At 38.1% G+C, this 19,222-nt stretch carries 20 protein-coding genes and 1 other annotated feature; of the genes, 16 read left to right on the top strand and 4 right to left on the bottom strand.

What is annotated here, in order from left to right; all coding sequences use genetic code 11:
- Positions 1-127 precede the first annotated feature (127 nt).
- Positions 128-544 carry a hypothetical protein gene (locus QRE67_RS20605; RefSeq protein WP_286122063.1) on the top strand — a complete coding sequence of 139 codons (417 nt, stop codon included), beginning with the start codon at positions 128-130 and terminating at the stop codon, positions 542-544.
- A gap of 439 nt (positions 545-983) precedes the next feature.
- Here QRE67_RS20605 and QRE67_RS20600 read toward each other — a convergent pair whose 3' ends face one another.
- The 3 genes from QRE67_RS20600 to QRE67_RS20590 form a co-directional block, all read right to left on the bottom strand.
- Positions 984-1,205 carry a DUF3947 family protein gene (locus tag QRE67_RS20600; protein WP_286122062.1) on the bottom strand — a complete coding sequence of 74 codons (222 nt, stop codon included), beginning with the start codon at positions 1,203-1,205 and terminating at the stop codon, positions 984-986.
- 107 nt (positions 1,206-1,312) lie between these two features.
- Positions 1,313-1,954, bottom strand: coding sequence for an RsfA family transcriptional regulator (locus QRE67_RS20595; protein ID WP_286122061.1), 642 nt, complete (start codon positions 1,952-1,954; stop codon positions 1,313-1,315).
- Positions 1,955-1,992: 38 nt separating this feature from the next.
- On the bottom strand, positions 1,993-3,279 hold the full coding sequence (locus QRE67_RS20590) for a replication-associated recombination protein A (protein WP_286122060.1): 1,287 nt from the start codon (positions 3,277-3,279) through the stop codon (positions 1,993-1,995).
- Positions 3,280-3,737: 458 nt separating this feature from the next.
- On the opposite strand from QRE67_RS20590, the gene cymR reads away from it, so the two are divergent.
- The 7 genes from cymR (at position 3,738) to QRE67_RS20555 (ending at position 10,578) form a co-directional block, all read left to right on the top strand.
- The gene (gene cymR, locus QRE67_RS20585) at positions 3,738-4,154 is read left to right on the top strand and encodes a cysteine metabolism transcriptional regulator CymR (RefSeq protein ID WP_286122059.1); all 417 of its coding nucleotides are present in this window, start codon (positions 3,738-3,740) and stop codon (positions 4,152-4,154) included.
- Between the two features lie 35 nt (positions 4,155-4,189).
- Positions 4,190-5,335: a cysteine desulfurase family protein gene (locus QRE67_RS20580; RefSeq protein WP_286125342.1), complete on the top strand. Its 1,146-nt coding sequence runs from the start codon at positions 4,190-4,192 to the stop codon at positions 5,333-5,335.
- Between the two features lie 16 nt (positions 5,336-5,351).
- Positions 5,352-6,467, top strand: coding sequence for a tRNA 2-thiouridine(34) synthase MnmA (gene mnmA / locus QRE67_RS20575; RefSeq protein WP_286125341.1), 1,116 nt, complete (start codon positions 5,352-5,354; stop codon positions 6,465-6,467).
- 270 nt (positions 6,468-6,737) lie between these two features.
- Positions 6,738-7,397: a tetratricopeptide repeat protein gene (locus QRE67_RS20570; RefSeq protein WP_286122058.1), complete on the top strand. Its 660-nt coding sequence runs from the start codon at positions 6,738-6,740 to the stop codon at positions 7,395-7,397.
- 102 nt (positions 7,398-7,499) lie between these two features.
- Positions 7,500-9,836: an SF1B family DNA helicase RecD2 gene (gene recD2, locus QRE67_RS20565; RefSeq protein WP_286122057.1), complete on the top strand. Its 2,337-nt coding sequence runs from the start codon at positions 7,500-7,502 to the stop codon at positions 9,834-9,836.
- A 406-nt stretch (positions 9,837-10,242) separates the two neighbouring features.
- Complete coding sequence (locus QRE67_RS20560; RefSeq protein ID WP_286122056.1) at positions 10,243-10,431, top strand: YrzR-like zinc ribbon domain; 189 nt, start codon at positions 10,243-10,245, stop codon at positions 10,429-10,431.
- Positions 10,432-10,449: 18 nt separating this feature from the next.
- Positions 10,450-10,578 carry a YrzQ family protein gene (locus tag QRE67_RS20555; RefSeq protein ID WP_286122055.1) on the top strand — a complete coding sequence of 43 codons (129 nt, stop codon included), beginning with the start codon at positions 10,450-10,452 and terminating at the stop codon, positions 10,576-10,578.
- Positions 10,579-10,657: 79 nt separating this feature from the next.
- On the opposite strand, the gene QRE67_RS20550 is transcribed toward QRE67_RS20555, so the two are convergent.
- Positions 10,658-10,870: a hypothetical protein gene (locus QRE67_RS20550; protein ID WP_286122054.1), complete on the bottom strand. Its 213-nt coding sequence runs from the start codon at positions 10,868-10,870 to the stop codon at positions 10,658-10,660.
- A 185-nt stretch (positions 10,871-11,055) separates the two neighbouring features.
- Here QRE67_RS20550 and QRE67_RS20545 point away from each other — a divergent pair, with 185 nt between their 5' ends.
- From QRE67_RS20545 to QRE67_RS20510, 8 genes are all read left to right on the top strand, one after another.
- Positions 11,056-12,114: an AI-2E family transporter gene (locus QRE67_RS20545; RefSeq protein ID WP_286122053.1), complete on the top strand. Its 1,059-nt coding sequence runs from the start codon at positions 11,056-11,058 to the stop codon at positions 12,112-12,114.
- Between the two features lie 37 nt (positions 12,115-12,151).
- Positions 12,152-12,369, top strand: a binding site (T-box leader).
- A gap of 54 nt (positions 12,370-12,423) precedes the next feature.
- Positions 12,424-15,066 (top strand): alanine--tRNA ligase, encoded by a 2,643-nt coding sequence (gene alaS / locus QRE67_RS20540; protein ID WP_286122052.1) that lies wholly within the window; start codon positions 12,424-12,426, stop codon positions 15,064-15,066.
- 76 nt (positions 15,067-15,142) lie between these two features.
- Entirely contained in the window at positions 15,143-15,409 is a 267-nt protein-coding gene (locus QRE67_RS20535; protein WP_033672681.1) for an IreB family regulatory phosphoprotein, read from the top strand.
- A 3-nt stretch (positions 15,410-15,412) separates the two neighbouring features.
- A complete protein-coding gene (ruvX, locus tag QRE67_RS20530) occupies positions 15,413-15,826 on the top strand; it encodes a Holliday junction resolvase RuvX (protein WP_286122051.1) in 414 nt (137 codons plus the stop codon).
- A 12-nt stretch (positions 15,827-15,838) separates the two neighbouring features.
- On the top strand, positions 15,839-16,123 hold the full coding sequence (locus tag QRE67_RS20525; RefSeq protein ID WP_033672679.1) for a DUF1292 domain-containing protein: 285 nt from the start codon (positions 15,839-15,841) through the stop codon (positions 16,121-16,123).
- 223 nt (positions 16,124-16,346) lie between these two features.
- The gene (gene mltG / locus QRE67_RS20520; RefSeq protein ID WP_286122050.1) at positions 16,347-17,417 is read left to right on the top strand and encodes an endolytic transglycosylase MltG; all 1,071 of its coding nucleotides are present in this window, start codon (positions 16,347-16,349) and stop codon (positions 17,415-17,417) included.
- A gap of 213 nt (positions 17,418-17,630) precedes the next feature.
- Complete coding sequence (locus QRE67_RS20515; protein WP_286122049.1) at positions 17,631-18,272, top strand: O-methyltransferase; 642 nt, start codon at positions 17,631-17,633, stop codon at positions 18,270-18,272.
- Positions 18,273-18,278: 6 nt separating this feature from the next.
- Positions 18,279-19,208 (top strand): peptidase U32 family protein, encoded by a 930-nt coding sequence (locus QRE67_RS20510; RefSeq protein ID WP_286122048.1) that lies wholly within the window; start codon positions 18,279-18,281, stop codon positions 19,206-19,208.
- The last annotated feature ends 14 nt before the right edge of the window (positions 19,209-19,222 follow it).

The following is a 19,222-nucleotide window of genomic DNA, read 5'->3' as shown; positions in this document are numbered from 1 at the left end:
ATGTTCCACTAGGGGAACATACGCTTTTTTGTGATTGTATAACCGAGTTGTTGAAAGTTATTTTACTATTAATTTTAAAATTGTTAATATTTATACATATTAACAATTTTGTGAAAGAGGTGGTGAAATGAATACACGATCGGTTGTACGTTTCATACTGTTTGCTTGTCTATTATTGCTTTCCGCATGTAATCAATATGAAGATTATTGGGTGTTAGAGAAATCAAGGTATAATGAAGTGCCAGATATGGTTAATTATTTTCCAGAACGAGCACAGAAAAATCCTTCACAAGTAGGATACGCTACGTATACGATTTCAGAAGGGAAAAAAATGATTGCTTTAGCAGTCGGATCTCAGCATAAAGGTAGCACAATTGAAGTAACAAACTTTCAGGAAAAAGATGATACTACATACGTGACAGTGAAAATAAAGGAAGGGAAATCGAATGAGGAAAACCCTGTTATTTTAATCGGTGTCAGTAAATTGCATAAGAATATTATATTGAAAGATACGGATGGAAATATATATTCTCGTCTAGATTGATCGTTATATATTCAGATTCAGCGTAATTAATTTGGTAAACACCTCATGTTAATGTAAAATGATGTTAAAACAAAAAACGAAAACACTTACATTTTACTAGGGGAGAAAGTACGGAATGGCTAGATCCAGAAGCAGGATTTGTTGGTGTAGGTTTAAAATAAAGATGCACCGTTTATAAAAAAGTTTGATTAAAGTTATTGAGCTAACAGACAGGATAATTTATGAAATAGTTTATAAATATATGTTGAATTTTTAGAGGCAAAAAGCTTTTATAAAATTATAGAGGTAGAAGTGTTTAAATGGATTTAAGTAAACATTAAAAGCAAAGGGATAATGACGTTTCTATAAGTCGTTATCCCTCTGTTTTTTTTAGGGATGGTTCGGTTCAATGACAATAATACATAATAAAGGATTATGAAAGGAAAGCGATAGGCTTCCCTTATAAATAGTAGATTGGGCCAAATGGAATTGTTGAGAAATCAGCTGGATATATATCTTGATGTATGAAATACATAGGATGATGATAGTATTGTACGATGGGATGGTGATAGTACGGCATAGATTGCATTGCATGATAAACTGCATGAAGTGTCTCTTGTGCCCCAGCTAGTGTGATGGCTGAACCAACTTGCCTTTCGTTGTTAAAGTAATGACTTTTCACAATGATTCATCTCACTTCTTTATAATAGTTGAATTACCTTTTACATGTTATGTCTATGTACTGAACCAGGTGTTTTATTTCATTACCTGAAGGGGAAGTAGTCTTATTTATTGTGAGATAATATCTAAATTTCCGTTCTGATCCATCTTAAAAATAGGTGCAATCTGTTTTTCGTGGTCATCTAGCAGAACAAGTTTCCGAGCACGATCCATAATTTTAACGAGTATTTCATAATCTTCTTGCACAGCTTGTTGTTGTTTCGTAAGTACTGCAAGTTTTGTTTCTAATTCCGCATTTGTTTTTTGTAATGTTGCGAGTTGTAGGTGCAATGTTTCATTTTCAGTTTGTAACTTTGCTAGATGAGGACTATTTTGTTCCAGGTTTTGCAGAAATGAGACAACATCTTGCATTGTAAGTGAAGGTTGTTTCGTTATAGGTTCTTCTGAAAACTCAGCATCAATTACGACGTGTTTCTTCGGCTCTAGTTTTAATAGCTGTTGTGTCTCTTCATTTGCAAGAGAACGTTTGAACTCTTTTCTTTGTTTTTTTGCAATTTGTACAGCTTCTTCGTAATTTTGCCTAACTTCTGCATTCCAGCGGAAACCGCAGGCGGCGGAAGTGCGATTTAATTCATCGCCAACTTCATCGAATGCTTTTAACTGTGTACTGCCTTTGCGAATGTGACGTAAAACGGTTTCTGCTAAAAGGAGATCTTCTTCTCCCGTCCATGCATCTTGGCGTGTTTTCATAAGCGAAACCTCCATATATCATGTCGTTTTCGCTTATATTACCCTTTTGAATTACTTTTATGCGAACTTTGCAATTTTTCATAAACAGAGGAGAGTGCTTGTTCGAACTTCCCTGTTTTTTTGGGTTTATAGTATTGCTTGTTTTTAATTTTATCAGGTAAGTATTGCTGCTCTACCCAGCCGTTTGGATAATCATGTGGATATAAGTATCCAATTCCTCTACTGAGTGTTTCTGCACCTTTATAGTGGTTATCTTTTAAATGACTCGGAACATCACCAGTTTGTCCATTTCGTAAGTCGTGCAGTGCTGCATCGAGAGCTTTATAAGCTGAATTTGATTTTGGTGACAAACAAAGTTCAATGACAGCATTTGCAAGTGGAATACGAGCTTCCGGAAAACCGACGCGTTCCGCTGATTCAATGGCAGCTAGTGTTCGTTGTCCTGCTTGTGGATTCGCGAGTCCAATATCTTCATATGCCATAATAAGAAGGCGTCTGCCAATGCTCTGTAAATCACCAGCTTCAATGAGTCTTGCTAAATAATGAAGTGCGGCGTTGACATCACTTCCGCGCACTGATTTTTGAAAAGCGGATATGACGTCGTAATGAGCATCGCCCCCTTTATCATGAACGAAGCTTTTCTTCTGTAAGCATTCTTCCGCAATTTCTAGCGTGATGTTGGCTGCCTGGTCATCTGTTGTAAAGCTAGATAAGACAGCGAGCTCAAGTGCATTATAAGCAGAACGCATATCTCCTCCTGAAGCATTTGCAAAGTGCTGCAATGCATCGGCTGTAACAGTTACATCATACTCACCGAGCCCTTTTTCTTTGTTGTCTAGTGCTCGTTGTAAACCAATTAAAATATCATTCCCTGTTAACGCATGCAGTTCGAAGATTTGACATCGGCTTCGAATGGCAGAGTTAATCGCATGAAACGGATTACTTGTTGTGGCTCCGATTAATGTGAGAAGGCCGCTTTCTAAATGTGGTAATAGAAAATCTTGTTTTGCTTTATCTAGGCGATGGACTTCATCTAATATTAAAACGAGATGACGATGCATTTTTGCTTCTTGCACGACCACTTCCATATCTTTTTTATTATGAGTAACAGCATTTAATAGACGAAACGGTGTTCCGGTACTGCCAGCAATTGCACTAGCAATCGATGTTTTTCCTGTACCGGGAGGGCCGTATAAAATCATAGATTGGAAATGGTTCGCTTGTACCATCCGCCATAAAATTTTCCCTTCCCCAACTAAATGCGTTTGTCCGATTACTTCTGTAATATTTGTCGGCCGCATTCGATGTGCAAGTGGTTGTTTCATTATGACCGTCTCCCTTAGTTTATAGTCTGTTTCTATGTTATCATTTTTTAAAGGGGAAAATGAAATTCAGCACAGCTGTATGAAAGTGATTACAAGATGAGTTTTTTCGTTTTTCTATTCATTGTAATAATTCCCGAGTTTTTCAATGTGTTTTTTTCCGCTATTCGCGGGCAGTAATATCCCCACCTCAAAATTCAGTAAAAGAAAAGAAGTTAGGTGGGGGATAAACTGCCCATAAAAGTCCGATTGGTGAAGGCTAATAATCAGCGGGCGATGAAGCTCCCTGCTGATTAAAGTTTCACTTTATGTTATCATTTTGAATACACAAGTTGAAATTTCTTATAATACTATATTATGCTATAATTTCATAGGATTTTGATTTTTAAATCGTGTTCTTCTTACGAATAAAAGAATAACTGACCAATAGAAGTGAAATTTTGAAAAGAGGTGCGGAATAGATGAAAATTTCAACAAAAGGCCGTTACGGTTTAACAATTATGATTGATCTTGCAAAAAAATTTGGCGAAGGCCCAATTTCATTAAAATCAATTGCTCAGGCACATGATTTATCTGAGCATTACTTAGAGCAATTAATTTCTCCCTTGCGTAACGCTCGTCTTGTAAAAAGTACACGCGGTGCATACGGTGGCTACGTATTATCTGATCAACCAGTAAACATTACAGCTGGAGATGTCATTCGGGTATTAGAAGGCCCAATTAGCGTTGTTGAAGTGCTAGATGAAGAAGAACCAGCACAGCGTCAGCTTTGGATGCGCGTTCGTGATGCGGTGCAAGAAGTATTAGATAGTACGACATTAGAAGACTTAGTGCGTTATGAGGAAGAAAACCATGGGGGTTATATGTTTTACATTTAATTCCTTGTGAAACGATTTGGAAAGAAGGAGATATGATGGAACGCATTTACTTAGATCATGCTGCGACATCTCCGACTCACCCAGAAGTAGTCGAAAAGATGATTCCATTTATGACAGAAACATTTGGTAATCCGTCTAGTATTCATTTTTATGGACGTCAAACTCGTCATGCGGTTGATGAAGCAAGACGTACATGTGCACGTAGCATTCATGCAAATCCCAATGAAATTATTTTTACAAGCGGTGGTACAGAAGCTGATAATTTGGCACTATTAGGTGTAGCTCGTGCGAACCGTAGTAAAGGAAATCATATTATTACGACAGCGATTGAGCATCATGCGATTTTGCATACATGTAATGTGTTAGAGCAAGAAGGTTTTGAAGTAACCTATTTGCCGGTCGATGCAGCAGGTCGTGTTCGCATTCAAGATGTAAAAGAAGCATTAAAAGCCGAAACGATTCTTGTTTCGGTTATGTTTGGGAACAATGAAGTTGGTACTGTTCAACCAATTGCAGAAATCGGGGCTCTATTGAAAGAACACGATGCCTATTTTCATACAGATGCGGTACAAGCATATGGTTTAACAACAATTGATGTGAAAGAGCTTGGCATCGACTTATTATCAATCTCTGCACATAAAATTAATGGTCCAAAAGGTGTTGGTTTTTTATACGCTGGAGGGCAAGTGAGATTTGGACCGCTATTGACAGGCGGGGAGCAAGAGAGAAAACGCCGGGCTGGCACGGAGAATGTACCAAGTATTGTTGGGTTACAACAGGCGATTTTATTAGCGGAACAAACGCGTGAGCAAAAAAGTGCCCAATATGAAGAATTTAAAGATATAATGGTATCTGTCTTTAAAGAAGAAGACATTACTTTTGAGGTAAACGGAAGCTTAGAACATCACTTACCACATGTGTTTAACGTTAGTTTTTCAGGAATGGATATAGAACCGTTTCTTGTGAACTTAGATTTAGCAGGGATTGCAGCGTCAAGTGGTTCTGCTTGTACAGCTGGTTCTGTTAATCCATCACACGTACTGGTAGCGATGTTTGGAAAGCAGTCCGATCAAATACGTTCATCCGTACGTTTTAGCTTTGGCTTTGGTAATACGAAAGAGCAAATCCAAAAAGCAGCGTACGAAATCGTGAAAATCGTGAAGCGATTAACACAAAACTAGCATGGGAGGTGACATGATGAACAAACTACCTCACGAAACACGCGTTGTCATCGGGATGTCCGGTGGCGTCGATTCATCAGTAGCAGCACTACTGTTAAAAGAGCAAGGCTATGATGTAATCGGAATTTTTATGAAAAACTGGGATGACACAGACGAGAATGGTGTATGTACTGCGACGGAAGACTATAATGATGTCATTCAAGTATGTAATCAAATCGGCATTCCTTATTATGCAGTAAACTTTGAGAAGCAATATTGGGATAAAGTATTTACGTACTTTTTAGATGAGTACAGAGCTGGGCGTACTCCTAATCCAGATGTAATGTGTAACAAAGAAATTAAATTTAAAGCATTTTTAGAGCATGCGATTGCGCTTGGTGCAGACTATGTAGCAACAGGACATTATGCACGTGTCGCTTATATGGATGGCGAATATAAAATGCTGCGCGGCGTTGATGATAATAAAGACCAAACTTATTTCTTAAATCAGCTGAGTCAAGAGCAATTATCAAAAACAATGTTCCCGCTTGGTGAGTTAAAGAAGCCACAAATTCGTGAAATGGCGAAAGAAGCTGGTTTAGCAACAGCGACGAAAAAAGATAGCACAGGTATTTGCTTTATTGGTGAGCGAAACTTTAAAGACTTTTTAAGTAATTACTTACCAGCACAACCAGGTGTGATGCAAACATTATCTGGTGAAGTAAAAGGAAAACATGACGGCTTAATGTACTATACAATTGGCCAACGTCATGGTCTTGGCATTGGTGGAAATGGTGATCCATGGTTCGCTGTTGGGAAAAACTTGAAAGAAAACATTTTATATGTAGACCAAGGGTTCCATAATGAGTTGTTATATGGTGACGAAGTATTTGCTACGAATGTAAGCTGGGTAAGTAATGAGCCAAAAGAAAAAGAATTTAAGTGCACAGCGAAATTCCGCTATCGTCAAGCGGATAATGATGTAACAGTTCAAATTGTTGATGAGAATACAATTCGTATTCTTTGCGATGAACCAATTCGTGCTATTACACCAGGACAAGCAGTTGTCTTCTATGATGGAGATGAATGCTTAGGTGGTGCAACGATTGATGAAGTATACAGTAATGGTAAGAAACTTGATTATTTAGGATAAGAGGAAGTTCAAAAAGTCCGGTAAAGATAGCTGTCGCATTTCTTCGTTACGTTGCCAGTCCGGTACTCATGTAGTTCGAGCTACACTCCGTATCCTTCTGGCTTCCGTGCCTCGAACTGCTCGGCTCTCTTTATCCTCCTTTTTGAACATACACGATAAGAAAGAAAAACCTCTGCCTCGTATCGGTCAGAGGTTTCTTTTTAATAAACGCGAATTTTTGTTCGCTGTGAAAATAGATTCTTTGTTATAATTCGTATAGAGGTGAAGAACATGTCAAATAAGCTTGAAATAGGCATTCAATATATGCAAGAAGGAAATTGGGAAGAAGCAGCTAAAAATTTTACAGAAGCAATTGAAGAAAATCCAAAAGATGCACTTGGATATGTAAACTTTGCAAATTTATTAGATGCACTTGGAGACAGTGAGCGTGCAATTGTATTTTATAAACGTGCGATTGAATTAGATGAAAAGTCCGCTGCTGCCTATTATGGATTAGGAAATATATATTATCAGCAAGAAAAATTTGCAGAAGCAAAAGAAGTATTTGAACAAGCAATGCAAGTTGGGCTGCATACAGCGGATGTTTCATTTATGCTAGGAATTACCTACATAGAGCTTGGGAACGATCGCCTTGCTCTGCCATTTTTACAAAGAGCAGTTGAACTAAATGAGACGGATGTTGAAGCCTTATTCCAATGTGGGTTATGTTTTGCAAGACTAGAGCATATTCAAGAGGCAAAACCTTACTTTGAAAAGGTATTACAGATGGACGAAGAACATGCAGATGCGTACTACAATTTAGGTGTAGCGTATGTGTTTGAAGAAAATAATGAGAAAGCACTTGCTTTATTTAAGAAGGCAACTGAAATTCAACCAGATCACTTTTTAGCAGGGAATGGCATTCGTTTATTAGAGCAAGAAGGCGAATAGAAATTGTACCTTAACGCGCAGTTACCCCTCATCTAATGTTAAGTAGAGAGGTGGGGGCTGTACTGCTCGTTAGAGTGAGAGAAACCGGAAAGGAGAGGAAGTATGGGAAATCAACATGCAATGGATTTGTTTGAGGAAGAGCAAAAATTTATAAAAGCGCAAGTTCTTCACACCATTTTCCACAACGAAGAAAACCTCTATTCCGTTGTCAGTATGAAAGTCATTGAAACGAATGAAACATACGACGAAAAAAAAGTGATGATAAACGGTCACTTTCCCCGTATGCATGAAGATGAAGTGTTTACGTTAACAGGTCATTTTAAAGATCACCCAAAGTACGGGAAACAATATCAAGTTGAAACGTTTAAAAAAGAACTACCGCAAACAAAAACAGGAATGGTGCAATACTTAGCGAGCGATTTATTTAAAGGGATTGGGAAAAGAACAGCCGAAAAGATTGTGGATCATCTTGGGGAACATGCCATTTCAAAAATTATGGATGATCCTGCAGCGTTAGAAGGCGTTGTAAATAAGCAAAAAGCACAAGAAATATACGATACAATCATCGAGCACCAAGGCCTTGAAAAGGTGATGAGCTTTTTAAATGGCTATGGGTTCGGTACGAAACTTTCCATTAAAATTTATCAAACGTATAAAGAGATGACGCTTGAGGTAATTCGAAATAATCCGTATCAGCTTATTGAAGAAGTAGATGGGATTGGTTTTGGACGAGCCGATGATATCGGAAAGGCACTTGGAAAGTCCGGTAATCATAGCGATCGTGTACGTGCGGGATGTTTCTATACGTTAGAACACGTTTCGCTGCAAGAAGGTCATGTATTTATGGAAAAAGGACAGCTCGTTCAAGAAACGATTGGACTTTTAAATCATCAAGATGGAGCAGTTACTGAAGAAGATATTTTACAATGTGTAGAAATGATGCAAGGCGAAGGGAAAATAATCGTAGAAGAAGACCGTATTTATTTGGCTTCTTTATTTTATTCTGAAAAAGGTGTTGTTACATCGGTTCGTCGTCTCATGGATCAAGAAGAGGAACCCTCATTTCCAGAATCAGAGCTATTATTGACGTTAGGCAAAATTGAAGAGCAGTTTAGTGTACAGTACGCCCCCCTTCAGCAAGAGGCGATTCAAACGGCTCTTCATAAACCGATGATGCTGTTAACAGGTGGACCAGGAACAGGAAAGACAACGGTTATTAAAGGGATTGTTGAGATGTATGCATCTCTTCACGGACTATCTTTAAATCCGAAAGATTATAGTGATGATAATCCGTTTCCTATTTTGTTAACAGCGCCGACAGGACGAGCAGCAAAACGAATGAGTGAGTCTACAGGACTTCCAGCTTGCACGATTCACCGTTTACTTGGGTGGACACCAGAAGGATCGTTTCAGCGCAATGAGAATGATCCAGTGCAAGGGAAATTGCTCATCATTGATGAGTTTTCGATGGTTGATATTTGGCTTGCGAATCAGTTATTCAAATCATTGCCATCTACGATTCAAGTCATTGTCGTAGGTGACGAAGATCAGCTCCCGTCTGTAGGACCTGGGCAAGTGCTGAAGGATTTATTAGAAGCAGGGGTGATTCCGACCGTTAAGCTGACGGAAATCTATCGCCAAGCAGAAGGATCCTCCGTTATTCAGCTTGCCCATGCGATAAAAAAGGGAACATTACCACCTGATTTGGCGCAAAATAAAAAAGATCGTTCATTTATTGGATGTACAGGGACGCAAATCGTTGAAGTTGTAAAGCAAGTGTGTGAAAGCGCAAAGGTAAAAGGCTTTAGTGCGCGTGATGTACAAGTATTGGCCCCGATGTATCGTGGTCCAGCTGGTATTAATGTGTTAAATGAAGCATTGCAAGAAGTATTTAACCCGAAGAAAGAAAAAAGCAGAGAAATTGCCTACGGTGATGTCGTGTACCGCGTGGGAGATAAAGTACTGCAGCTTGTGAATCAACCGGAAAGCCAAGTGTTTAACGGTGATATAGGAGAAATTGTCTCTGTGTTTTATGCGAAAGAAAATGTAGAGCAGCAAGATATGGTGGTCGTTTCGTTTGATGGCATTGAAGTGACGTATATAAAGCCGGATTTAAACCAAATTACTCACGCGTATTGCTGTTCCATTCATAAGTCACAGGGAAGTGAGTTCCCAATTGTTATCATGCCGATTGTAAAGAGTTATTATCGTATGCTTCGCCGTAATTTAATCTATACGGGTATTACAAGAAGCAAAAAGTTTTTAATTATTTGCGGGGAAGAACCTGCCTTTCGATCTGGTGTGAATCGTCTAGATGATGCGCTTCGACAAACGACGCTGTGCGATCGTTTGCAAGGAACGCAAGGGCAAGTGCAAGTGGAGACGATAAATGGTGAGGAAATGGATGTGGAAAACATTTCACCGTATGATTTTATGTAGCGAGGTGAAATTATATAGTGAGACTTTCAATTGCGGAAACCTCTATATAAATCCATTTTGATTTTTCGACATATAAGCCGCGGCTATGGATAACAAGAGGTGACCTGCACTCGTTTTCTCTCTTTGTTTTCACTATGTCTGGGCAGGAAAAGGATCTGACCGCTTTTATGCATGGCCGGATGCTCTCTCCCGCCTGAAAAGAAGGGGTTTATGTCGGTTTTTTAATTTGTATTTATATAGATAGCTATGGTTGCCGTTCGCTAATTGAGTTCTTATCGTTAGTAGAAGTTGCTTCTTAGAACTAGGGCGAGGAAGGTGTAATGAGGTTCTTTAGCATGTATAAATGAATGCAGTTTGGACATAATGGCGAATAGAATACGGGAGATTGTAAGGAGATGAACGCCATATGTTCAGTTGTCCAAATTGCAAAGGAAAAGACATTGGAAAAATAGGTGTCAACCAATTTTATTGCTGGAACTGCTTTATTGAATTATCGGTTTTAAAGGGGAAAATCCATACGCATCAAGTGGAAGAAGATGGTTCGCTCAGTTCTCTCGATGATTTATTTGATGAGAATGAACGGACAATCGGATAATCAAAAGGGGGATTTACCTTGAATATACGTTCATCATTAATCGCATTAGGTATTGGAGCTGCGGCATATCAATATGCACGTAAACAAGATGTTTTTTCAAAGCGAAATACAAAAAGAGCACGTAAAATGATTAAGTCCTATTTATAATTATTACGGTAAAGTGAAACCTTCATTAGTGGAGGATGCCTTGTTAAAATAAAAAAACTCCCTTATTTTTGGGAGTTTTTTACGTGGCTGTATAGAGATAAAAAAGTCCAATTTCAGAGAAAAGATGAGAAAGTCCATAGCAGCCAAGTCCTAATATCCCATAGTACCAAAGTTGTTTGGCACGTTCTTTTCGTGAAGATTGAATAAAGAATCCCTTCCAAATACCAAATCCGATACAAATCCATTCTAATATCATACAAAGTGCTGAAAGACTTAGCATGAACCAAACCATTTTGTTCCTCCTCACTTTAGTTGCTGTATCGTCCAAGTGCTTGTCCTGATTAAGTTAAGTATATGTATTCATCTTAAAAACAGTATGGTCTGTATGAAAATATTTTAGTACGGTGAGGTTTTTTAAATTTTTACACATAACCTGCTCTATTTCTTTTCACAATAAGGGTAGAGGAGGTTTTTCTGTTGAAGAATCTTAAAATTATTTGGATTTATCGATTAGGTTTGTTGTTGTTATTATTTCTTTGTTTGTTTGTCTTTTTAAAAATCAAACCGCTGTGGGGACCTATTTTATTTGTGTTTAAAGTAGCGATTACACCATTTTTTATTGCCTGTTTTATTGCCTATTTACTGCATCCTTTAATTGAAAAGTTACATAAAAAAGGGATGCCGCGCACAATTGCTATCTTGCTTATTTATCTTCTTTTCTTTGGCGGCATTGGTTATGGAATTTATAAAGGGACACCAATTGTGATTGCGCAACTGCAAGAAATCAATGAGCAATTTCCGCAATTTATGAAAATGTATGATTCGTGGCTCGATGGGGTTTCAGAACAGACGGAAAATTTCCCAGCGTTTATTCATGAAAAAGTAAAACAAATATTTGTTGGTATTGAAATGAAAATTCAAGCGCTATTAAATAAAGTGATGAGCACAGCACGTGGTGTGCTTGATTCGCTTCTTCTTATTTTCTTAATTCCGTTCATTGTATTTTACATACTGAAAGATTATGAGGAATTTTATCATATCTTTTGGAAGCTAGTTCCTAGTAAATGGCGGAGTGATGGCCAGCTATTGGCAAAAGAAATTGATAAATCACTTGGGAATTATATTCGCGGTCAGTTATTCGTTTGCTTAGTGTTAGGGGGGATGTCTGCTCTTTCATTTTGGTTTATTGGTATGAAATATCCACTATTGCTTGGCATTATTATTGGTGTAACTGATATTATCCCGTACTTTGGACCAATTCTAGGAGCGATTCCAACGTTAATGATTGCCGCGACGGTATCAACGAATCTGTTGATTAAGGCTGGCATTGCCCTGGCGATTTTGCAATTTGTTGAAAGTAATATTTTGTCTCCTTATATTGTTGGAAAGTCATTGCGTATGCACCCTGTTGTTATTATGCTTGCTCTCCTTGTTGGGGGGGAGATAGGGGGAATCGTGGGGCTTTTACTATCAGTTCCTATTTTAGCGGTAGTTCGTACAATTGTCGTTCATATAAAGCCGCTTTGGAAACATTGACAAATGGAAACGGATTCGCTACAATTTTTGCATATAGTATAAATTGATGACGGAACGAGTATGTTACAGCCCATTTTTAGAGAGAGGCTTCCATAGGCTGAGAGAAGCTTTAAATGAAGGGTGACAGAACGCTAGTCCTGAGAGCAGCTAATCCCTGCCGTCTTGCCACGTTACGGCACCATGAGGTGATGAATCGAGAATGTATAGCTCGGTTCATAATTAGGGTGGTATCGCGAGTTAACTCTCGTCCCTTCTATAGGGACGGGAGTTTTTTGTTTTTTATGGAATTTCTTAAAGGAGGAAATATAGATGAAACAGTTAACAGGAGCACAAATTCGTCAAATGTTTTTAGACTTTTTCCAAGAAAAAGGACATGCAATTGAACCAAGCGCATCATTAGTTCCACATGAGGATCCATCTCTTTTATGGATTAACAGTGGTGTAGCGACACTGAAAAAATATTTTGACGGTCGTGTTATTCCGCAAAACCCACGTATTACAAATGCACAAAAATCAATTCGTACAAACGATATTGAAAATGTAGGGAAAACGGCTCGTCACCATACGTTCTTTGAAATGTTAGGCAACTTCTCAATTGGTGACTATTTTAAAGAAGAAGCAATCACATGGGCTTGGGAATTTTTAACGAGTGACAAATGGATTGGCTTCGATAAAGAACTGCTATCCGTAACGATTCATCCAGAAGATGAAGAAGCGTTCCAAATTTGGAACGAGAAGATGGGAGTACCGAAAGAACGTATTATTCGTTTAGAAGAAAACTTCTGGGATATCGGTGAAGGCCCAAGTGGACCGAATACAGAAATTTTCTACGATCGCGGAGAAGCTTACGGAAATGATCCAAGCGACCCAGAATTATTCCCAGGCGGAGAAAACGAGCGTTACTTAGAAGTATGGAACCTTGTGTTCTCACAATTTAACCATAACCCTGACGGTACATATACACCGCTTCCAAAGAAAAACATTGATACAGGGATGGGTCTAGAGCGTATGACATCTATCGTTCAAGACGTGCCAACAAACTTTGACACAGACTTATTTATGCCAATGATCGGTGCGACAGAATCAATCTCTGGTGAAAAATATCGGGATGGTGATGTAGAAAAAGATATGGCATTTAAAGTAATCGCTGACCATATCCGTACTGTGACGTTTGCTGTTGGTGATGGTGCTCTTCCTTCTAACGAAGGCCGCGGGTATGTATTACGTCGTTTATTACGCCGTGCTGTACGTTATGCGAAGAAACTAAACATTAACCGTCCATTTATGTATGAGTTAGTACCAGTAGTTGGAGAAGTAATGAAAGACTTTTATCCAGAAGTTCTTGAAAAGAAAGATTTCATTGCACGCGTTGTGAAAAATGAAGAAGAACGTTTCCACGAAACACTTCATGATGGCGAAGCAATTTTAGCAGAAGTAATTGCAAAAGCAAAAGAAGAAAACTCAACTGTAATTTCTGGAGCAGATGCATTCCGTTTATACGACACATACGGTTTCCCGATTGAATTAACAGAAGAATATGCAGAAGAAGCTGAGATGACAGTTGACCATGCAGGATTTGAAACAGAGATGGAAAAACAACGTGAACGTGCACGTGCTGCTCGTCAAGATGTAGATTCCATGCAAGTGCAAGGTGGCGTACTTGGTGAGATTAAAGTAGCGAGCGAATTCGTTGGTTATGGCACGGTAGCAACAGAAAGTAATGTCATTGCACTTGTGAAAAATGGTGAGTACACAGATAGTTTACAAGCGGGTGAAGAAGGACAATTAATGTTAGATGTAACACCATTCTATGCTGAGAGCGGCGGACAAATCGCAGACCGTGGTTACCTTCTTGCAGATGGTGTGAAAGTACTTGTGAAAGACGTACAAAAAGCACCAAATGGTCAAAACTTACACAAAGTTGCTGTGGAAGAAGGAACATTAACGAAAGATGCAGCGGTAAAAGCTATTATCGATACGCAAAATCGTAGTGGCGTTGTGAAAAACCATACAGCAACTCATCTTCTGCACCAAGCGTTAAAAGATACACTTGGCACGCATGTAAACCAGGCAGGTTCTCTTGTAACGACAGAACGTTTACGCTTTGACTTCTCTCACTTCGGTCAAGTACAACCTGACGAACTTGAAAAAATTGAGCGTATCGTAAACGAAAAAATATGGGAAAGCATTGCTGTTGAAATTTCTCAAAAAGCAATTGCAGAAGCAAAAGAAATGGGTGCAATGGCACTATTTGGTGAAAAATATGGTGATGTTGTTCGCGTCGTACGAGTAGGCGATTACAGCTTAGAGCTTTGCGGTGGTTGTCACGTTGATAACACATCTTCTATCGGGATTTTCAAAATTGTTGCTGAGTCTGGTATTGGAGCTGGAACACGCCGTATTGAGGCAGTAACAGGAAAAGCTGCATACGAACTAATGAATGAGCAAGTTGGTTTATTAAAAGAAGCAGCAAACAAAATGAAAACAAATCCGAAAGATATTTTAACAAGAGTAGACGGTCTATTTGCTGAAGTGAAACAGCTTCAAAAAGAGAATGAATCTCTTGCAGCAAAACTAAGCAATATCGAAGCTGGAAACTTAACAGATACAGTTCTAACAGTAGATGGTATTAATGTACTCGCAACGAAAGTAAATGTTGCAGATATGAATAATTTACGTACAATGATGGATGACTTGAAAACTAAATTAGAGTCTGCAGTTGTTGTATTAGCAGCTGTAAATGATGATAAAGTGAATATTCTTGCTGGTGTAACGAAAGACTTAATTGAAAAAGGTTACCATGCTGGTAAACTTGTCAAAGAAGTAGCATCTCGCTGTGGCGGTGGTGGCGGTGGCCGTCCTGATATGGCACAAGCTGGTGGTAAAAACCCAGCGCAAGTTGATGATGCACTAGCATTTGTAGAAGAGTACGTTAAATCTGTTTCAAAATAAAGAGAGAGTAGTGTACAATGGTAGGGAGAGGAGAAGTTCTTCTCCCTATACTTACTACTAAAGTGAGGTGCTTGAAATGGACGGTTTTGATAAAACAATGAAGTTTAACTTCCAAGATGAAAAACAGAGTGTCCATGTGAATGATGTACTTTTAACTGTGTATGATGCACTTCAAGAAAAAGGATATAATCCGATCAACCAAATTGTCGGTTATTTATTAAGTGGAGACCCAGCATACATACCTCGTCATAAAGATGCACGCAATATTATTCGTAAGCTAGAACGTGATGAATTAATTGAAGAACTTGTGAAGTCCTACTTGAAACATCATCGTGAGGAGTAATTTATGCGTATATTAGGTTTAGATGTTGGTACAAAAACAGTCGGTGTTGCAGTCAGTGATGAAATGGGCTGGACAGCGCAAGGCTTGGAAACGATTAAAATTAATGAAGAACGAGGTCAGTTTGGTTTTGATCGGATTACTGAGTTAGTAAAACAGTACAATGTGGACAAGATAGTAGTAGGATTGCCAAAGAATATGAATGGTACGATTGGTCCACGTGGCGAAGCTTGTCAGCAATTTGCAGAAAACCTACATGAGCTGTTACAATTAGAAATTGTAATGTGGGACGAGCGTCTGTCAACAATGGCAGCCGAACGTCTGCTCATTTCGGCTGATGTTAGCCGGAAAAAACGAAAGCAGGTCATTGATAAGATGGCAGCTGTCGTGATTTTACAAGGATACTTAGATAGTAAATAAGAGGTGACCAAAATGGAAGAAAATCAAATTACAATTGTTGACGAAAAAGGTAACGAACATTTATGTGAAATTATTTTCACATTTGATGCTGAAAAATTCGGCAAAAAATCTTATGTAGTCTTCTCTCCAATCGGTGAAGTTGACGAAGATGGCGAACAAATTTATGATGCAATGGCTTTTGAGCAAAATGAAGAAGAATCTGGTGGAACATTACTTCCAATCGAATCTGAAGAAGAGTGGGAAATGGTACAAGAAATGTTTAACACGCTTGCTGAAGAAGAAGAAGGCCAAGAATAATCTTCCGAAAAGATGGACTGCGAATGCAGTTCATTTTTTTGTATTTAAACACACCATGACAGATTTATTGTCGAAAAGGCGTAATTATTTATAGTATAATAAGACGGATTGTAGAAAAAACAGAAAAACCGTCTATCAGGTATAGATGTAGTTGCTATGATTTTGTAGGTTGCTGTATAGAGTACGTATATACGGTCTACAATTGAATAAGGAGGAAAGAATTTTGGTAGCTAATCAAGGAAAGAAGAAGCGCAGAAAAAGGTTTTTAATCGTAATTATTGCGCTACTCGTAGTCTGCGGTTCTATCTATGCTTATATCTCATCAGCATTAAAACCGTTTGATATTGGAAATAAAAAAGAAATTGAAGTAGAGATTCCGAAAGGATCATCTACGAGTAAAATTGGAGAGGTTCTTGAAGAAAAAGGGATTGTGAAGAACGGGACAGTATTTAGCCTTTATGCAAAAGCTAAATCTAGAAATTTACAAGCTGGTACATACTTGTTACATCCATCTATGAATGTGGATGAAGTAATGAGAGAAATGTCATCTGGTAATGTGCACCGTCCGGTTGCTTATAAATTAACAATTAAAGAAGGCGCACAAGTTGTTGAAATTGCAGAAATCATTGCGAAGGAACTGAAATGGAATAAAGATGATGTTGTTCGCCAATTAAACGATAAGACATTTGTACAAAAGTTGCAGCAAAAATATCCGGTATTATTAACGAACAAAATTTTCGATATCAATATTAAATATCCGTTAGAAGGTTATTTATATCCGGCAACGTATTCTTTTTATAAAAAAGAGATGACTTTAGAAGAAATTGTGACGCCGATGCTTGAAAAAACAAATAAGTTAATTGTTGAAAATGAACAAAAAATGAAAGAAAAACAATGGGATGTTCATCAATTATTAACGTTATCTTCTTTAATTGAGGAAGAGGCGACAGGTTACACGGACCGAAAAAAAATATCCAGTGTATTTTATAATCGTTTAGTAAAAGGAATGCCATTACAAACAGATCCGACGGTGTTATATGCGCTCGGAAAACATAAAGAGCGTGTATTATATGCGGATTTAAAAGTAGATTCTCCATATAATACATATGTTGTAAAAGGGTTACCAGTTGGACCAATTGCCAATTCTGGTAAAAATTCTGTGCAAGCGGCATTAGAACCTGAAAAAACAGACTATTATTATTTCTTAGCTGCACCAAGTGGTGAAGTATATTATGCAAAAACGTTAGAAGAGCATAATGCATTAAAACAAAAACATATTACACAAAAGAAATGAAAATGGGAGGGAAGCGAAAAGATTCGCATATCCCTCTTTTTTGTGATAAAATATATCGGGTTAAAAACTGGCAGAAGAATCGTTTTTAATATCAAAACGGGACGTACAAGCTAAGGGTGAGCGGGCTTGTATTTTTATTGCATTCTATGTGTGAAGAGACAAGGCTTGACGCGTCATAGAGGCACTTCTCCATGTAAATAAGGAGGACCATTTATGGAGGATGCAGTTAACGAATACTTACTATCATTTATTGATCCGAAAGATGAACTTATTCTTGAAATGGAACATTATGCAAGTGAAAATCATGTGCCGATTATGGATCGTCTGGGAATGGAATTTATGTTGCAATTTTTACGATTAATTGGACCGAAAAGCATACTAGAGCTTGGAACGGCCATTGGTTATTCCAGTATTCGTATGATGCAGGCTATTCCAAATTCTCGCATTGTAACAGTAGAGCGGAATGTAGATCGATATGAAAAAGCACTTGAATATATAAATCGTTCTTCTGTAAAAGAACGTATCTCAGTTATTTATGGAGATGCGTTAGAAACGGGTGAACAAGTGAAAACTCATGGAACATTTGATGTTATTTTTATTGATGCAGCAAAAGGACAATATCGTCGCTTTTTTGATTTATATGAGCCGTTATTAAATCCGGGTGGTGTTATTATTTCAGATAACGTCATGTATCATGGGCTTGTAACGACAAAAGAGAAGATTGAAAATAGACGTACGCGTGGTTTGATTCGTCGTATTAAGACGTATAACGAATGGCTTATGAACCATGAAGGATATGATACAACTATTTTCCCAATTGGTGATGGAGTAGCAGTAAGTAAAAAGAGAGGGTGACGCATTATGAAAAAACCTGAATTGTTAGTAACGCCAAGAGTGGTGGCGGACATTGAACCTCTTGCAAAAGCAGGAGCAAATGCAGTGATGATCGGTGAGCAAAAGTTCGGCTTACGTTTAGCAGGGGAGTTCTCTCGTGAAGATGTGAAGCAAGCGGTACACATTGCGCATGAGAATGATATGAAGGTATATGTAGCAATGAACGCTATGTTCCATAATGAGAAAGTGGAAGCCTTAAAAGATTATGTTGCATTTTTACAAGAAGTGCATGTAGATGCAATTGTATTTGGAGATCCAGCCGTGTTAATGACTGTGCGTGAAGTAGCACCGAATATGCAAATGCATTGGAATACAGAAACGACAGCAACAAACTGGTTTACATGTAACTATTGGGGCCGTAAAGGTGCAAAGCGTGCTGTGCTTGCACGTGAATTAAGCTTAGATGAAATTGTTGAGTTAAAGGAGCATGCGGAAGTGGAGCTAGAAGTACAAATCCACGGCATGACATGTATGTTCCAATCAAAACGTTCATTAGTAGGAAATTACTTTGAATATCAAGATCGCAATATGGAAATTGAAAAGAAAAAGTATGAAGAGAACATGTTCTTACACGATCCAGAACGTAATAATAAATATCCAATTTTTGAAGACGAAAATGGCACTCATATTATGAGCCCAAATGATATTTGCTTTATCGAGGAGTTAGAAGAGCTAATCGATGCCGAAATTGATAGCTTGAAAATTGACGGTGTGTTAAAAAGCTCCGAATATATTATTGAAGTGACAGAAAAATATCGTAAGGCTATTGATTTATGTGTAGAAGATCGTGAAGCGTATGATGACGTAAAAGACGATTTATATAAAGAAATTGAAGAAATCCAACCGGTTAATCGTCCCTTAGATACTGGATTCTTCTTTAAAGAAACGGTTTATTAAAAAGGAGGGTGTAG

It is taken from the genome of Bacillus sp. DX3.1 (genome assembly GCF_030292155.1).
Lineage (GTDB): Bacteria > Bacillota > Bacilli > Bacillales > Bacillaceae_G > Bacillus_A.
Note: the sequence above shows the minus strand (reverse complement) of the source record. Positions and strands in the feature narration are given on the sequence as shown.

Coding starts and splice junctions, on each gene's coding strand:
- QRE67_RS20605 (WP_286122063.1), top strand. CDS start 128: ATGAATACACGATCGGTTGTACGTTTCATACTGTTTGCTTGTCTATTA.
- QRE67_RS20595 (WP_286122061.1), bottom strand. CDS start 1,954: ATGAAAACACGCCAAGATGCATGGACGGGAGAAGAAGATCTCCTTTTA.
- QRE67_RS20590 (WP_286122060.1), bottom strand. CDS start 3,279: ATGAAACAACCACTTGCACATCGAATGCGGCCGACAAATATTACAGAA.
- cymR (WP_286122059.1), top strand. CDS start 3,738: ATGAAAATTTCAACAAAAGGCCGTTACGGTTTAACAATTATGATTGAT.
- QRE67_RS20580 (WP_286125342.1), top strand. CDS start 4,190: ATGGAACGCATTTACTTAGATCATGCTGCGACATCTCCGACTCACCCA.
- mnmA (WP_286125341.1), top strand. CDS start 5,352: ATGAACAAACTACCTCACGAAACACGCGTTGTCATCGGGATGTCCGGT.
- QRE67_RS20570 (WP_286122058.1), top strand. CDS start 6,738: ATGTCAAATAAGCTTGAAATAGGCATTCAATATATGCAAGAAGGAAAT.
- recD2 (WP_286122057.1), top strand. CDS start 7,500: ATGGGAAATCAACATGCAATGGATTTGTTTGAGGAAGAGCAAAAATTT.
- QRE67_RS20560 (WP_286122056.1), top strand. CDS start 10,243: ATGTTCAGTTGTCCAAATTGCAAAGGAAAAGACATTGGAAAAATAGGT.
- QRE67_RS20550 (WP_286122054.1), bottom strand. CDS start 10,870: ATGGTTTGGTTCATGCTAAGTCTTTCAGCACTTTGTATGATATTAGAA.
- alaS (WP_286122052.1), top strand. CDS start 12,424: ATGAAACAGTTAACAGGAGCACAAATTCGTCAAATGTTTTTAGACTTT.
- QRE67_RS20535 (WP_033672681.1), top strand. CDS start 15,143: ATGGACGGTTTTGATAAAACAATGAAGTTTAACTTCCAAGATGAAAAA.
- ruvX (WP_286122051.1), top strand. CDS start 15,413: ATGCGTATATTAGGTTTAGATGTTGGTACAAAAACAGTCGGTGTTGCA.
- QRE67_RS20525 (WP_033672679.1), top strand. CDS start 15,839: ATGGAAGAAAATCAAATTACAATTGTTGACGAAAAAGGTAACGAACAT.
- QRE67_RS20515 (WP_286122049.1), top strand. CDS start 17,631: ATGGAGGATGCAGTTAACGAATACTTACTATCATTTATTGATCCGAAA.
- QRE67_RS20510 (WP_286122048.1), top strand. CDS start 18,279: ATGAAAAAACCTGAATTGTTAGTAACGCCAAGAGTGGTGGCGGACATT.